Origin of the sequence: Hafnia alvei, assembly GCF_034424155.1 — a bacterium.
GTDB lineage: Bacteria > Pseudomonadota > Gammaproteobacteria > Enterobacterales > Enterobacteriaceae > Hafnia > Hafnia alvei.
On record NZ_CP139992.1, the window covers coordinates 3,712,877 to 3,727,034 of the forward strand.

Here is a 14,158-nt window from a genome sequence, read left to right on the forward strand (position 1 = left end):
CATGTTACAGACGATTAACCTCAATGAAAGAAATCGAAAAACTTATTGCGAATAACCATGCATGGTCGGATACCGTGAGCCAAGAAGACCCAGAATTTTTTGGTCGTCTTGCTCAATCACAACGTCCGCGCTTTCTATGGATTGGTTGTTCTGATAGCCGTGTACCGGCTGAACAGTTAACAGGGCTGGAAGCTGGCGAACTCTTTGTTCACCGTAATGTTGCCAATCTGGTTATCCATACCGATTTGAATTGCCTGTCGGTTGTTCAATATGCCGTCGACGTATTACAGGTTGAGCATATTATTATCTGTGGCCACTTGGGCTGCGGCGGGATTGAGGCTGCGGTCGAAAATCCTGAGCTTGGGCTGATCAACAACTGGCTGCTGCACATTCGCGACCTATGGTACAAACACAGCTCGCTGCTGGGTGAACTCCCGCCAGAAAAACGCTTGGATACCCTGTGCGAACTGAACGTGGTTGAGCAGGTCTATAACCTCGGTCATTCCACCATCATGCAATCAGCATGGAAACGTGGGCAAAAAGTGATGATCCACGGATGGGTTTATGGTCTGAAAGATGGCCGCCTGCGCGATCTGGATATCACCACCACGAGCCGTGAAACCCTCGAACTGCGTTATCGCAACGCCATGTCTACCCTGCTGCAACAAGGCTAATTAGACACTTGCGTGACAACACAACCGCTGACGTTCTTAATGTGATAACAGCGGTTGTGTTTCCTTTCCAATAAACGCTGTCGTCATCTCTAGCGCAACGCTAATGATGATGCCAAACGAAAAAACAACGCATTAACCCCTTCTAATAATGCCAGCTCAACGAGCTTTTCGCGTTGCAGCAACGGTATTTTTCCACACACATCGTCCCATAGCTGTGTCCCAATGCTTTCATCATTCGACTTGAGTCGATAAAACGCCCTCGTCTCGTTTACCTGATGTAAATGCAGCACCTCTTTAACCTCTTCAGGCAGGCTATCGATATGGTATTCAATCGTTTTCCCATCGCGCTTACGCCTTATCCATTCCGATTTTCTCGCATGCGAATGCAATCCCTGCGACGTTGTGGGCAAAGGCGCTATCTCGGTGAGTTGTTTCGCCGTAAACCATTCTGATTCCATAATCACTTCCTTCCCAAGGGATACTCGGTATCCACATTAATAGAAATTGCTGTAACGGGAATTAGTAATAACACCATTTCTTAAAATTGATAATTTAAGAATGTTTTATAGAAAATTAACTATTAAATTTAACCATAGAAACAAGCAATTAATAAAAACAAAATATTCACCACCCAGATCAATTAACGGATGAACATCTAAAGTTTTATTTTATATTGTAATTTAAACTTAAATCACTTTTAACTAACGCTTATTATTGCTAGATTACGCTTCCACAACGCAACAAAAAAACAACATCCATAGGAAGGATAAAAATCGAAAGATAGCTTATGTTTTTAGTTGTGTTATTTAGTTAATGAATAAATTAACTCACCACGCAATGGAAGGCTAAATACTCAATAAACACTATTTGAGGTAATTATGAGCCTATATCGTTCATTTCTTTTTTTAACAACCGCTATTACGCTAATGCTCTCAGCCTATGCCAGTGCAGTTGATGGAGTCATCCATTTTATTGGCAGCATAGTTGATAGCGATTGTAATATCAGCCAAATACAGTCATCGCTTCAGGCAAGCTGTTACAGAAATGGAAAAGTGTTCAGACAGACCACGACAATTAATGAATCGAATGGAAAAGTATTTTTGCCTGAGAATCTTGGCTGGACTCAAATTGAGCCAGTGGATGAAGAGAAGAATTTAAAGCTTCTTACCATTAACTATTATTAAATAGTCTAAACAAAAACGCCGTCAACAATGACGGCGTTTTTTTGTATCAACAAGCTAACTTATTCGTCTAACATGACCACCTTGCCGATATAAGGCAGGTGACGATAACGCTGAGCGTAGTCAATGCCGAATCCAACCACGAATTCGTCAGGAATAGCGAAGCCAACATATTCAACTGGAACATCAACTTCGCGGCGGCTTGGTTTGTCTAATAAAGTACAAATAGCCAAAGATTTAGGGCCACGCAGGGCAAATAACTCACGCACTTTGCTCAGGGTATTACCTGAATCAATAATGTCTTCAACGATCAATACGTCTTTTCCGCGAATATCCTCATCCAAATCTTTCAGGATTTTAACGTCACGGGTGCTATTCATACCGTTGCCATAGCTAGACGCGGTCATGAAATCGACTTCATGCGGAACATCAATCTGGCGGCAAAGATCAGCCATAAACATAAAGGAACCACGTAGCAAACCAACCAGAACCATCTCGCTGCCGCTATCACGGTAATCTGCTGAAATCTGACGGCCTAGTTCAGCAATACGCTGACGCACTTCCTGTTCAGAGATCATTACTTCAACTGTATGTTTCATCGCTATATACCTTTAGACCGAGTCCTGTAAATCGTTCTTTCACCTCTACCAACCCTTCATCATAGCGCCAAAATGCACCGAGTTGCCGCATTCATGCTGACAGTTTTTAATGATGAGAGGAGGAGTGGAGCGTTTAAGGGCGCAGAGTATAGCAAGGTAATAGAGCGCCGTCATGGGCAGCGCTCTTCTCATCACCTACATAAATAATTTTGCTAAGAAATTAAAAACGGTCGGTTTTAACAATTTGCTCAAACGGCAACTTGCCGATACGTGGATACGGTTGGCTCACGCCTTTTCCGATCGCGATCATCAGGCAAATTTCATAGTGTTCTGGCTTATTGATGATTTTCCCAACGGCGTCAAAATCAAAACCATCCATAGGGCAGGAGTCGTATCCATGCGCCTTAGCAGCCAGCATCAGCGTTTGGGCAAAGATACCCGCGCTGCGCATAATTTCGTCACGTTGGGTCTGCGCTTTGCCACGATAGTAGCTATCCACGGCAGGCACCATATATTGCTGCACAGGCTCGGCGGCTTCTGCCCAAATATTTTTTACCTGAGATTCCCAGCTAGAGAGATCGCCGCACAGCACGACCAGCATCGACGCATCGGTAACCTGAGCTTGGCCCCATGCCGCTTCACGAATTTTCTCACGCTGGGCGCGGTCTTCAATCAGCAATGGACGCCAATGTTGCAGATTAAACGCACTTGGCGCATTTTGCAGCGCAATATTCAGCAGCTCTTTTTTTTCGTCCAAAGTCATGACATAACCAGCATCAAACTGCTTAGTCGCACGACGCTGTTGGATCACTTCGATAGCATTCATTTTCAGTTCCGTCCTCATTATTACTTTCACCAAACCATTGTCATTAAATTAGACCAGTTGTCTAGTGATGCTTTGAGGCTGTTAGATTTTTACGCTTAATAAGCTCAGCTCACCGTAAACGACATCATCATTCCCGTATCTTCATGCTCGAGCAGATGACAATGCGCCATGTACGCGCGTTCTTTCGGTGCTTCGTGATCGAATTTCACCAAAACTTCGCTTCGCCATCCTTCAACACGTACCGTATCTTTCCAGCCACTACGATGAGCCGCTGGCGGTTTACCGTTTTCAGAAAGGATACGGAACTGCGTGCCATGGATATGGAATGGATGCAGCATCATGTCGCCTTCACCGGAAATGGTCCATTTCTCGTAGGTGCCACGTTTCACATCAAACATCGGTTTGGCCATATCAAACGCAATACCGTTGATTTTGTTGCCGTGCATGAAGTCATAACCCGCAGACATTTGGTTATCCTGCTCCATGCCGCCATGATGCATTTTCCCATGGCCCATCTGACCATGAGTCATTTGCCCCTGCATCTGACCGTGATCCATACCGGCCATATTACCGTGACCTTTCATATCCATGCCTGCCATCGACGCCATGCCATAGCGCTGCATCATCATTTGCATGCCCATCATGTCGAGTTGTGGATCCATCATCAGCTGTAACCAACGCGTTTTCACATTATCCGCGGCGGGAACAGCAGGCATATTGACTAAAGCATCAGGCAATTTTGCTTCGTTACTCTTCAGCGTAGGCTGAATATGCAAAACAGGCAGAGCGCGATCGAACGGCGGCAGCGTCATCCCCATTTGTTTGACCGGCAACGTGATAATATCGAACGCCTTACCGTCGCGAGTATCCACTAAAACCTCAAAACGCTCACCCATCAGGATCGGCAGTTCCGTCAATTTAACCGGCTCGCCCAGCAATCCACCATCGCTGCCCACCACATACAAAGGGCGTCCGTCGCTGGTCGCCAGATTTAATGAACGCGCATTACATCCGTTGAGGAACCGCAGTCGCAACCATCCACGCGGCGCGAGGTGCTGAGGGTATACTGTGCCGTTGGTCAGCATCATATCGCCAAACCATCCTACCGCCGCCGTAATGATATCGAGCTGGTAATCAATATGGCCTTTGGCATCAAGGCGCTTGTCTTGCAGGATCACCGGCACATCATCAACGCCCCACTCTTTGGGCAATGGCAGCTTGGTGCTTTCCTCATCATCAATAATAATCAGACCGCCTAGCCCCATCGCTACCTGACGTCCGGTTAAACCATGCGTATGCGGGTGGAACCATGCGGTTGTTGCGGGTTGATCCACTTTAATTTCAGCCGTCCACATTTTGCCAGGCTCAATCACCGCCTGCGGGCCACCGTCAGACGTGCCCGGAATTTCCATGCCGTGCCAATGCATGGTGGTTGCCTCTGGCAGTGCGTTAGTAACATTAATCGCGACGTCCTTACCTCGCTGCAAACGCATGGCAGGCCCTAACAGCGGGCCATTAATGCCCCACGTTGGGGTTTGCATCCCCGCCTTCCATTTCATGCTACCGGTTTGTACATTCAGCGCTATTTTTCCTGCGGCATCTGGCGTGAGTAGCGCAGGGATCGGTAATGTAGGATGCTCGGCGGCAAAAGCAGCACGGCTCCATAAAGGTAAGGCGCTAGATGCACCCAGCATGGCAGTCAGTTTGATAAAGTCGCGGCGAAGCATGTCAGATTCCCTTGTGCGTCAGTGAGTAGACTCGGTTAAACTTAGACGTGTTTAGCTTCATACGTGAAGCTACGAAATGTTTAGCTGCAGTTAACTATTGCCATTTTAGGGTAGACCTTCCAGTAAGGGGAAAGTCAAGCTAGCACTTGATTTAATGGAAAGTAGGTTCCAAAAATTGATTGATGAAATGAGCAAGAAACACTGTAGAAACAGGGCTGAAATATGATACCGTCAAGCTACAACTACATAATGTGCATCTGTTTATGAAAAAAACCTCGCTGGTGCTTTTGCTTTTAGGTTTGCTGAGTTTTACCTCTGCCAGCCAGGCTCTTGATGATATGCAATCCGAAGATTTAGCCGATCTCACCGCTATCTTCGTATTTCTAAAAAATGACTGTGGTTATAACGATTTGCCCAATGCGCAAATCAAAAAAGCGATCGTCTTTTTTGCCAATCGTAACGGATGGGATTTATCCAACTATAACACCAAGAAAATGAAAGCGTTGGGTGAAGATAGCTATCACGATCTCAGCCGAATTTCGATGCCAACCGCAACGAAATGCAAGTATCTCGCCCGAGATTCTCTGAGCCTGCTCGCTTACGCTAACTAATCTATCCCCATAGCAGCCATTTAAACGGCAGAGCTTATCTGCCGTTTAATATATCAGTGAAAGATAAACTCAGCGTCTCAACTGAACTAACGTGTCGAAACGATAAAAGCGCGATATTTCTCTAGCGCCAGTAAAAAATCTTCTAAGCCACAGAATGAGAGGCTTTCTTCATCGTAGTAACTCATCCCCTCTTCCATTTCATCACCTTCCACCGCCATCTGATTAGCGCGAACCATCACTTCTTCACCGTCTAACCACAGCGTGTATTCATGCCCGGTTAACTGCCACTGGCGTTCGCTGCCTTTCACCTCAGCCGCGGCCTGCTCCACCTGAGTCAGCAAAGCCAAATCGCCTTTAACCTCCTCGTTTAGCCAGTGCCCAATGACCTCGTGCCCCATCGAAAATACGGCGACAACCTGCCCCGTTACATCATGGCGAAATTCATAATCCATCGTTCAGCCCTCCGCGACTTTCCCCTATTTTTTCTGGGGATGACCTACTTATAGTGTAAACATCCATCGCGTAGCTGCACTGTCAAGGCTCGCAAACTGGAAAAATAAAACGGAGGCCTTGGCCTCCGTTGCGCGTTATCTGCCCGATTTTCACTGGAAAACCGGCGCGGTATATCAGCAAAAATAGCGTCGAGGGTCAAGCCAGCTCGCGTTTCTTCTCGCTGATATCGTGCTCAATTCCTTGCTTCACATCGGCGGGGATTTTCAGAGCCTGCGCCAACGCATCCAGATAGCTACGCTCCATAAAGTGATCGATGTCGATCACCACACAGCTGAGGTAATAGACCTCAAGCGCCTCGTCTTCATTCTTAATATCTTGCGCTAGCAGCGCTGGATTTAACGGTTGTGCCAATGCCTCTTGCACCCAATGCTCTGCTTCAGCGCCAAGACCGAGTTCGTGCAGGCTATTGTCAATGGCCTGACGCTCAGCATCGTCAACGTGCCCATCGCTTTTTGCCGCAAACACGATTGCCTGAATCAGGCGCTTGGTTCGTGTATCAATCGGCGACGTGCGCATGCCAAACTGGGGTTCGTCCTGATGCGTCTCTTTGACTCGTTGTTTATATTTATTCCACAACACCGCACCTACCGCGGCAGAACCACCGATAATCAGCGCATTTTTGCCGAACTTACCCGCCATTTTACGGGTGGATTTATTGCCTAAGAGCACACCAACTAAGCCACCTAACGCGGCCGGAGCTAATAATTTACCAAACCCTTCAGACCCGCCGATCGATTTAGTTTTATCACCGAGCATAGATTGAATCTGCTGCATCCAACTGTTTTTCATAACACACCCCATAGGCGCAATTTATTGATGTTATTGCATGCAGATTACGGATTTATCTGTCAGTTTACGTATGGGAAGTGAAAACTTGCTTATGGCGTGAGCTGGAGGATAGCCGATAAAAAAGGAGGCCGAAGCCTCCTCGATATTCAGTCACATCTGAAAATTAAACCGCGGTCTGGAAAATCACGCCGTCAGCTTTTTCAGTGTACTGTTCCAGCTTGTCAAAGTTCAGGTAACGGTAGGTGTCTACCGCCGTTTTATCCACCTGTTCCATGTATTGCTGATACTCTTCTGGATTTGGTAAACGGCCTAACAGTGAAGCCACCGCAGCCAGCTCGGCCGAGGCCAGATACACATTTGCTCCCGTGCCTAAACGGTTCGGGAAGTTACGTGTTGAAGTCGATACCACCGTTGCGCCATCGGCCACTCGTGCTTGGTTACCCATGCACAGTGAACAACCAGGGATCTCAACGCGGGCGCCACTCTTACCAAAGATGCTGTAGTAGCCCTCTTCGGTCAGCTGAGCCGCATCCATCTTAGTTGGCGGTGCAACCCACAAACGCGTTGGCAGTTGGCCTTTATGCCCATCCAACAGCTTACCCGCGGCACGGAAGTGACCAATGTTAGTCATACACGAACCGATAAAGACCTCGTCGATCTTCTCGCCAGCGACGTCAGACAACAGACGCGCATCGTCTGGATCGTTTGGCGCACACAGAATGGGCTGTTTGATCTCGGCCAGATCGATGTCGATCACTGCCGCATATTCTGCATCCGCATCGCCTTCCAGCAGTTGTGGATCGGCCAGCCATTTTTCCATGCCCTGAATACGGCGCTCAATGGTGCGACGATCGCCGTAGCCTTCTGCGATCATCCATTTCAACAGAACGATGTTAGAGCTCAGGTATTCCGTAATCGGTGCTTTATCAAGTTTGATAGTACAACCCGCGGCAGAACGCTCAGCGGAAGCATCCGCCAGCTCAAACGCCTGCTCAACTTTCAGCTCTGGCAAACCTTCGATTTCCAGAATGCGGCCAGAGAAGATATTTTTCTTACCTTTCTTCTCAACCGTCAGTAGGCCCTGCTGAATCGCGTAGTAAGGAATGGCGTGAACCAAGTCGCGCAGGGTAATACCCGGCTGCATTTTACCTTTGAAGCGCACCAGCACAGATTCAGGCATATCCAACGGCATCACGCCGGTTGCAGCGGCAAACGCCACCAAACCAGAACCCGCAGGGAAAGAGATCCCGATTGGGAAACGTGTATGGGAGTCACCGCCGGTACCAACGGTATCAGGCAGCAGCATGCGGTTCAGCCATGAGTGAATAATGCCATCGCCCGGACGCAAAGAGACACCGCCACGGTTCATAATGAAATCAGGCAGCGTATGGTGCGTGGTCACATCTACTGGCTTAGGATAAGCCGCTGTATGACAGAACGACTGCATCACTAAATCAGCGGAGAAGCCCAGACAAGCCAAATCTTTCAGCTCATCGCGCGTCATTGGCCCCGTGGTATCTTGCGAACCCACAGACGTCATCTTAGGCTCACAGTATTGCCCCGGACGAATGCCTTTGGTGCCACAGGCACGTCCGACCATTTTCTGCGCCAGAGAGAAACCTTTGTTACTCGCAGCGACAGGTTTAGCGATACGGAATACTTCGCTGTGAGGCAGATTCAATGCTTCACGTGCTTTGGTGGTTAAACCACGGCCAATGATCAGTGGAATACGGCCACCGGCACGCACTTCATCCAGAAGCACTTCGGTTTTCAGCTCGAATTTTTCCAGCAGTTCATTCGTTTCGTGATTGCGCACTTCGCCTTTGTACGGGTAGATATCAATCACATCGCCCATATTCAGCTTAGAAACGTCAACTTCGATCGGTAATGCACCCGCATCTTCCATCGTATTGAAGAAGATCGGGGCAATTTTACCGCCGAGAACCACACCGCCACCGCGCTTGTTTGGCACATGAGGAATATCGTCGCCCATAAACCACAGCACGGAGTTAGTCGCTGACTTACGCGAAGAACCGGTTCCGACCACGTCGCCAACATAGGCCAGCGGGAAACCTTTTTTGTTCAGTAATTCAATTTGCTTGATCGGGCCCACGCTGCCCGGCTGATCGGGAACAATGCCGTCGCGTTCGTTTTTCAGCATCGCTAATGCGTGCAGAGGAATATCGGGACGAGACCACGCGTCAGGAGCAGGAGATAGATCGTCGGTGTTGGTTTCACCGGTCACTTTAAACACGGTTACGGTGATTTTCTCGGCCAGTTCTGGGCGAGATAAATACCAGTCGGCATCTGCCCACGATTGTAAAACCTGCTGCGCATGCTTGTTGCCGGCTTTGGCTTTCTCTTCCACATCATAGAAGTTATCAAACATCAGCAGCGTATGAGACAGCGCTTTCGCGGCGATTGGTGCCAGTTTGGCATCATCGAGGGCATCAATAAGGGGATGGATATTGTAACCGCCCTGCATGGTACCGAGCAGTTCAACGGCTTTTTCTTGAGAAACCAGAGGAGAGGTCGTTTCGCCTTTAGCAACAGCGGCTAAAAAACCCGCTTTGACATAAGCGGCTTCATCAACACCCGGTGGCACACGATTGATCAGCAAATCTAACAGAAATTCTTCTTCACCAGCGGGCGGCGATTTCAGTAACTCAACCAACCCAGCCATTTGCGTCGCATCCAGTGGTTTAGGAACCACGCCTTCTGCCGCACGTTCAGCGACGTGCTCGCGATATTCTTTTAGCACGACTTTATCCTCGCTCTCATTGTTGGAGTCATTATGTGTGCAGAGGGTGTGTTTCGTAGTACGTTCTCGATACGGTGTAAAAACCTACTACGGAACACACCCACCACCGGGTTACGGGTAAGTAAGATGCCTTTAGAGCGTTGTCCCACGCTCTGAAAGTACCCCCAAAATAATTCAAGCTGATTGAAGGCAGCAAACCTGTGAGTCCCTAGGAACTTACTCAAGTAAGTGACTAGGGTGAGCGGGTGCAGCCAACGCATAAGCAGCTTGAAGTATGACGGGGATAAAACCTTTCAAGTTACAAGGTCTTCATAAGTAGAGTACCCGGTTATGCCCGTCCAGCATATCAGGATTTAACTCGGTTGTTAAACTGTTCACATAAAAGCAACATAAATAGCGCATAATGCAAATTGGTATCGTTCTGTAACAGTATTAAATGTTGAAAACTGATAAATCTTGATCTGTTCTAGGATCTAAGCGCGGTTTTTTTCGCTATGATCCACTATCACCACGAGTAGATGCAGGATGCGGAATGATACTTAAAAGGAAGTCGAAAACTTTTTATCTTACAGTGCTACAGATTGCCTCCGTTTTGTTGGCCGTCGCAGCACTGTTCTTCCTGATAGACAATACTCAGTCGCAGTATCTGGTACTCAACGGAAACGATCTCGCGCACACCGATTTAGACAATGGCCCCATGATTTGGGGAATGAATTTCTTCTTGTTTGCGCTTTTGATTGGAGTATTGCTGTTCACCATCGCCTTTTTTATTGGATTTAAAGACGATTAGCAGCATGAATTGCGGTTGAAAATGACATAAAAAAACGGCTCCCGAGGGAGCCGTTTTGCATTTCAGCGTAGTCCGCGAAAAAATTATTTCTTCTTCGCTTTCGGATTCGGCAGGTCAGTGATGCTACCTTCGTAGATCTCTGCGGCCAAACCAACGGATTCATGCAGCGTTGGGTGAGCATGGATAGTCAGCGCGATATCTTCAGCGTCGCAACCCATCTCAATGGCCAGACCGATTTCACCTAACAGCTCGCCGCCGTTAGTACCGACAATGGCACCACCGATGATACGGTGAGTTTCTTTGTCGAAGATCAGTTTGGTCATACCGTCGGCACAATCGGAAGCGATAGCACGACCTGAAGCAGCCCACGGGAAGGTGGAAGTTTCATAGCTGATGCCTTTTTCTTTCGCTTCTTTCTCGGTCAGACCAACCCAGGCAACTTCTGGCTCAGTATAAGCAATAGAAGGAATCACCTTAGGATCGAAGTAGTGCTTCATGCCCGCGATAACTTCAGCGGCAACGTGACCTTCGTGAACACCTTTGTGTGCCAGCATTGGCTGACCGACGATGTCGCCGATAGCAAAGATGTGCGGTACGTTGGTACGCAGCTGTTTGTCGACGTGGATAAAGCCACGCTCGTCAACTTCTACACCCGCTTTGCCTGCTTCTAGCAGTTTACCGTTTGGTACACGACCGATAGCAACCAGAACCGCATCGTAACGCTGTGGTTCTGCTGGCGCTTTTTTGCCTTCCATCGTGACGTAGATACCATCTTCTTTGGCTTCTACCGCGGTCACTTTGGTTTCCAGCATCAGGTTAAACTGCTTGCTGATACGCTTGGTGAAGACTTTCACCACGTCTTTGTCAGCGGCAGGGATGACCTGATCAAACATTTCAACAACGTCAATCTGAGAACCCAGCGCGTGATAAACGGTACCCATTTCCAGGCCGATAATACCACCGCCCATCACCAGCAGACGTTCTGGGACTGATTTCAGCGCCAGCGCATCGGTTGAATCCCAAACGCGTGGATCTTCATGTGGAATGAACGGCAGCTGAATTGGACGAGAGCCCGCAGCGATAATCGCGTTGTCGAAGTTAATCACGGTCGTGCCGTTTTCGCCTTCAACTTCCAGTGTGTTAGCACCGGTGAATTTGCCCAGACCGTTAACCACTTTCACTTTACGGCCTTTTGCCATCCCAGCCAGACCGCCGGTCAGCTGAGTGATCACTTTTTCTTTCCAGACACGAACTTTATCGATGTCAGTTTTCGGCTCACCGAAAACAATGCCGTGCTCTGCTAAGGCTTTGGCTTCTTCAATCACTTTAGCGACGTGCAGCAAAGCCTTAGAAGGGATACAACCGACGTTTAAACATACGCCACCCAAGGTGGAGTAACGTTCAACGATGATGGTTTCTAGACCTAAATCCGCGCAACGGAAAGCCGCAGAGTAACCTGCAGGGCCCGCCCCAAGTACCACGACCTGAGTTTTAATTTCAGTACTCATCATGACCTCTTTATTGTTTGTCCGGCGGGTGCGACATCATCCACATTGATAACATCACTGCCAACGTCATTGTTTGGCTCACAACCTTTATTTCCAAAGGAAAGAGGAGAGTCATTCATAACGCCCATCTACCACCGGGACGCTCGTACTGCCCATAGTTTACAAAAATGTTAACAATTCTGTAAAGCTTTGATCGGGTGACGAAAGTCTCACTATCCAATGCTGAACCGTATTAGCTCCAGCACTGACGCACTTGAAGAAAAAAGCCGGCCGTTTGGCCGGCTTTTAGGGTTACATCACCAGGCGACGAATGTCTGACAGCATATTGTTGATGATGGTGATAAAGCGAGCACCATCAGCACCGTCAATCACGCGGTGGTCGAAGGAAAGAGAAATCGGCATCATCAGACGCGGCATAAACTCTTTACCATTCCATACCGGCTCAATCGCTGATTTAGAAACACCCAAGATAGCGACTTCAGGCGCGTTAACAATCGGCGCGAAGTGGGTTGTACCCAGGCCACCGATGCTGGAGATGGTGAAGCAACCGCCCTGCATTTCGCCAGCCGTCAGCTTGCCATCACGCGCTTTCTTAGAGATCACCGTCAGTTCACGGGACAGCTCAGTAATGCTCTTCTTGTTAACGTCTTTGAAGACAGGAACAACCAGACCATTTGGCGTATCAACCGCAACACCGATGTTGATGTATTTCTTCAGCGTCAGGCGCTGCGCATCTTCAGACAGAGAGCTGTTGAAACGTGGCATCTGCTCAAGCGCTGCCGCAACGGCTTTCATGATGAAGACCACTGGGGTGAATTTCACGTCCAGTTTACGTTTCTCAGCTTCGGCGTTCTGCTGTTTACGGAACGCTTCCAGATCGGTGATATCTGTTTTGTCGAAGTGCGTAACGTGCGGGATCATCACCCAGTTACGGCTCAGGTTAGCACCAGAGATTTTCTGGATACGACCCAATTCCACTTCTTCGATTTCACCGAACTTGCTGAAGTCAACTTTCGGCCAAGGCAGCATGCCCGGAATACCGCCACCCGCAGCCGCTGCCGGAGCAGATTCAGCGCGTTTAACCGCATCTTTCACGTAAGCCTGAACGTCTTCACGCAGGATACGACCTTTACGGCCAGAACCTTTGACTTTCGCCAGGTTCACACCGAATTCACGTGCCAAGCGACGGATAACCGGCGTTGCGTGAACGTAAGCGTCGTTTTCAGCAAACTCGCCCTTCGATTCAGCTTTAGCCGCTGGCGCAGGGGCCGCTTTCTGTTCTTGTTTAGCTGGAGCCGCGTCCTGTTTAGCCGCTGGTGCAGCCGCAGGTGCCGCGCCTTCTACTTCAAAGGTCATGATCAGTGAACCGGTTTTGACTTTATCGCCGGTCGCGATCTTGATTTCTTTAACCACACCCGCGAACGGAGCTGGGACTTCCATAGAGGCTTTATCGCCTTCTACGGTAATCAGTGATTGTTCAGCGGCCACTTTATCGCCCACTTTTACCATCACTTCAGTCACTTCAACTTCGTCACCGCCGATGTCTGGAACTTCAACATCTTTCACCGCTGATGCAGCCGCAGCAGTTGGAGCCGCTGACTGTGCCGGTGCAGAAGCGGCAGGCGCAGCGCCAGCCACTTCGAAGACCATGATCAGTGAGCCAGTTTTCACTTTGTCACCGGTCGCAATCTTGATCTCTTTAACCACGCCCGCAAACGGTGCAGGAACTTCCATAGAAGCTTTGTCGCCTTCTACGGTGATCAGAGACTGTTCCGCTTCAACGGTATCGCCTACTTTCACCATCACTTCGGTGACTTCAACTTCGTCGGCGCCGATGTCTGGAACTTCAACATCTTTTGCTGCAGCGGCGGCTGCCGGAGCAGGTGCGGCCGCTGGTTTCTCTTCGGCTTTGGCAGGTGCAGCGGCTGCTGCACCTTCGGCTTCAAAGATCATGATCAGTTTGCCGGTTTCGACTTTGTCGCCCACGGAAACTTTAATTTCTTTAACTACACCGGCCTGTGGTGATGGGACTTCCATGGAAGCTTTGTCACCTTCAACGGTGATCAAAGACTGTTCGGCTTCCACTTTATCGCCCACTTTTACCATCACTTCGGTAACTTCAACTTCATCAGCACCGATGTCCGGTACATTAATTTCGATAGACATTCTTCTGTACCTC

At 48.7% G+C, this 14,158-nt stretch carries 13 protein-coding genes; 4 read left to right on the forward strand and 9 right to left on the reverse strand.

What is annotated here, in order from left to right; all coding sequences use genetic code 11:
• Window positions 1-23: 23 nt before the first annotated feature.
• Window positions 24-674: a carbonate dehydratase gene (gene can, locus U0008_RS17345; protein WP_025800292.1), complete on the forward strand. Its 651-nt coding sequence runs from the start codon at window positions 24-26 to the stop codon at window positions 672-674.
• A gap of 89 nt (window positions 675-763) precedes the next feature.
• On the opposite strand, the gene U0008_RS17350 is transcribed toward can, so the two are convergent.
• Window positions 764-1,132 (reverse strand): DNA-binding protein, encoded by a 369-nt coding sequence (locus U0008_RS17350; RefSeq protein ID WP_043495357.1) that lies wholly within the window; start codon window positions 1,130-1,132, stop codon window positions 764-766.
• 420 nt (window positions 1,133-1,552) lie between these two features.
• Between U0008_RS17350 and U0008_RS17355 the strand changes: the two genes are divergently transcribed.
• Window positions 1,553-1,858 carry a YmdA family protein gene (locus tag U0008_RS17355; RefSeq protein ID WP_043495358.1) on the forward strand — a complete coding sequence of 102 codons (306 nt, stop codon included), beginning with the start codon at window positions 1,553-1,555 and terminating at the stop codon, window positions 1,856-1,858.
• Between the two features lie 59 nt (window positions 1,859-1,917).
• On the opposite strand, the gene hpt is transcribed toward U0008_RS17355, so the two are convergent.
• The 3 genes from hpt to cueO form a co-directional block, all read right to left on the reverse strand.
• Entirely contained in the window at window positions 1,918-2,454 is a 537-nt protein-coding gene (gene hpt, locus U0008_RS17360; RefSeq protein WP_025800295.1) for a hypoxanthine phosphoribosyltransferase, read from the reverse strand.
• A 220-nt stretch (window positions 2,455-2,674) separates the two neighbouring features.
• On the reverse strand, window positions 2,675-3,280 hold the full coding sequence (locus U0008_RS17365; protein ID WP_043495359.1) for a nitroreductase family protein: 606 nt from the start codon (window positions 3,278-3,280) through the stop codon (window positions 2,675-2,677).
• Between the two features lie 104 nt (window positions 3,281-3,384).
• Window positions 3,385-5,007, reverse strand: coding sequence for a multicopper oxidase CueO (gene cueO / locus U0008_RS17370; RefSeq protein WP_043495361.1), 1,623 nt, complete (start codon window positions 5,005-5,007; stop codon window positions 3,385-3,387).
• Window positions 5,008-5,270: 263 nt separating this feature from the next.
• Here cueO and U0008_RS17375 point away from each other — a divergent pair, with 263 nt between their 5' ends.
• On the forward strand, window positions 5,271-5,618 hold the full coding sequence (locus U0008_RS17375) for a YacC family pilotin-like protein (protein ID WP_025800331.1): 348 nt from the start codon (window positions 5,271-5,273) through the stop codon (window positions 5,616-5,618).
• A gap of 86 nt (window positions 5,619-5,704) precedes the next feature.
• Here the strand turns inward: U0008_RS17375 and yacL are convergent, their stop codons facing one another.
• From yacL to acnB, 3 genes are all read right to left on the reverse strand, one after another.
• Window positions 5,705-6,070 (reverse strand): protein YacL, encoded by a 366-nt coding sequence (yacL, locus tag U0008_RS17380; RefSeq protein ID WP_043495363.1) that lies wholly within the window; start codon window positions 6,068-6,070, stop codon window positions 5,705-5,707.
• Window positions 6,071-6,266: 196 nt separating this feature from the next.
• Window positions 6,267-6,920, reverse strand: coding sequence for a tellurite resistance TerB family protein (locus tag U0008_RS17385; RefSeq protein WP_043495365.1), 654 nt, complete (start codon window positions 6,918-6,920; stop codon window positions 6,267-6,269).
• Between the two features lie 163 nt (window positions 6,921-7,083).
• Complete coding sequence (gene acnB, locus U0008_RS17390) at window positions 7,084-9,681, reverse strand: bifunctional aconitate hydratase 2/2-methylisocitrate dehydratase (protein WP_043495367.1); 2,598 nt, start codon at window positions 9,679-9,681, stop codon at window positions 7,084-7,086.
• A gap of 532 nt (window positions 9,682-10,213) precedes the next feature.
• Here acnB and U0008_RS17395 point away from each other — a divergent pair.
• Window positions 10,214-10,471 (forward strand): hypothetical protein, encoded by a 258-nt coding sequence (locus U0008_RS17395; RefSeq protein ID WP_043495368.1) that lies wholly within the window; start codon window positions 10,214-10,216, stop codon window positions 10,469-10,471.
• An 83-nt stretch (window positions 10,472-10,554) separates the two neighbouring features.
• Here the strand turns inward: U0008_RS17395 and lpdA are convergent, their stop codons facing one another.
• Window positions 10,555-11,979, reverse strand: a complete 1,425-nt coding sequence (gene lpdA / locus U0008_RS17400) for a dihydrolipoyl dehydrogenase (protein WP_025800335.1) — start codon at window positions 11,977-11,979, stop codon at window positions 10,555-10,557.
• A 291-nt stretch (window positions 11,980-12,270) separates the two neighbouring features.
• The gene (aceF, locus tag U0008_RS17405; protein ID WP_043495370.1) at window positions 12,271-14,145 is read right to left on the reverse strand and encodes a pyruvate dehydrogenase complex dihydrolipoyllysine-residue acetyltransferase; all 1,875 of its coding nucleotides are present in this window, start codon (window positions 14,143-14,145) and stop codon (window positions 12,271-12,273) included.
• Window positions 14,146-14,158 lie beyond the last annotated feature (13 nt).

Bases quoted from the DNA above. Each gene is read 5' to 3' on its own strand.
- can (WP_025800292.1), top strand. From the start codon at position 24: ATGAAAGAAATCGAAAAACTTATTGCGAATAACCATGCATGGTCGGAT.
- U0008_RS17350 (WP_043495357.1), bottom strand. From the start codon at position 1,132: ATGGAATCAGAATGGTTTACGGCGAAACAACTCACCGAGATAGCGCCT.
- U0008_RS17355 (WP_043495358.1), top strand. From the start codon at position 1,553: ATGAGCCTATATCGTTCATTTCTTTTTTTAACAACCGCTATTACGCTA.
- hpt (WP_025800295.1), bottom strand. From the start codon at position 2,454: ATGAAACATACAGTTGAAGTAATGATCTCTGAACAGGAAGTGCGTCAG.
- U0008_RS17365 (WP_043495359.1), bottom strand. From the start codon at position 3,280: ATGAATGCTATCGAAGTGATCCAACAGCGTCGTGCGACTAAGCAGTTT.
- cueO (WP_043495361.1), bottom strand. From the start codon at position 5,007: ATGCTTCGCCGCGACTTTATCAAACTGACTGCCATGCTGGGTGCATCT.
- U0008_RS17375 (WP_025800331.1), top strand. From the start codon at position 5,271: ATGAAAAAAACCTCGCTGGTGCTTTTGCTTTTAGGTTTGCTGAGTTTT.
- yacL (WP_043495363.1), bottom strand. From the start codon at position 6,070: ATGGATTATGAATTTCGCCATGATGTAACGGGGCAGGTTGTCGCCGTA.
- U0008_RS17385 (WP_043495365.1), bottom strand. From the start codon at position 6,920: ATGAAAAACAGTTGGATGCAGCAGATTCAATCTATGCTCGGTGATAAA.
- U0008_RS17395 (WP_043495368.1), top strand. From the start codon at position 10,214: ATGATACTTAAAAGGAAGTCGAAAACTTTTTATCTTACAGTGCTACAG.
- lpdA (WP_025800335.1), bottom strand. From the start codon at position 11,979: ATGAGTACTGAAATTAAAACTCAGGTCGTGGTACTTGGGGCGGGCCCT.
- aceF (WP_043495370.1), bottom strand. From the start codon at position 14,145: ATGTCTATCGAAATTAATGTACCGGACATCGGTGCTGATGAAGTTGAA.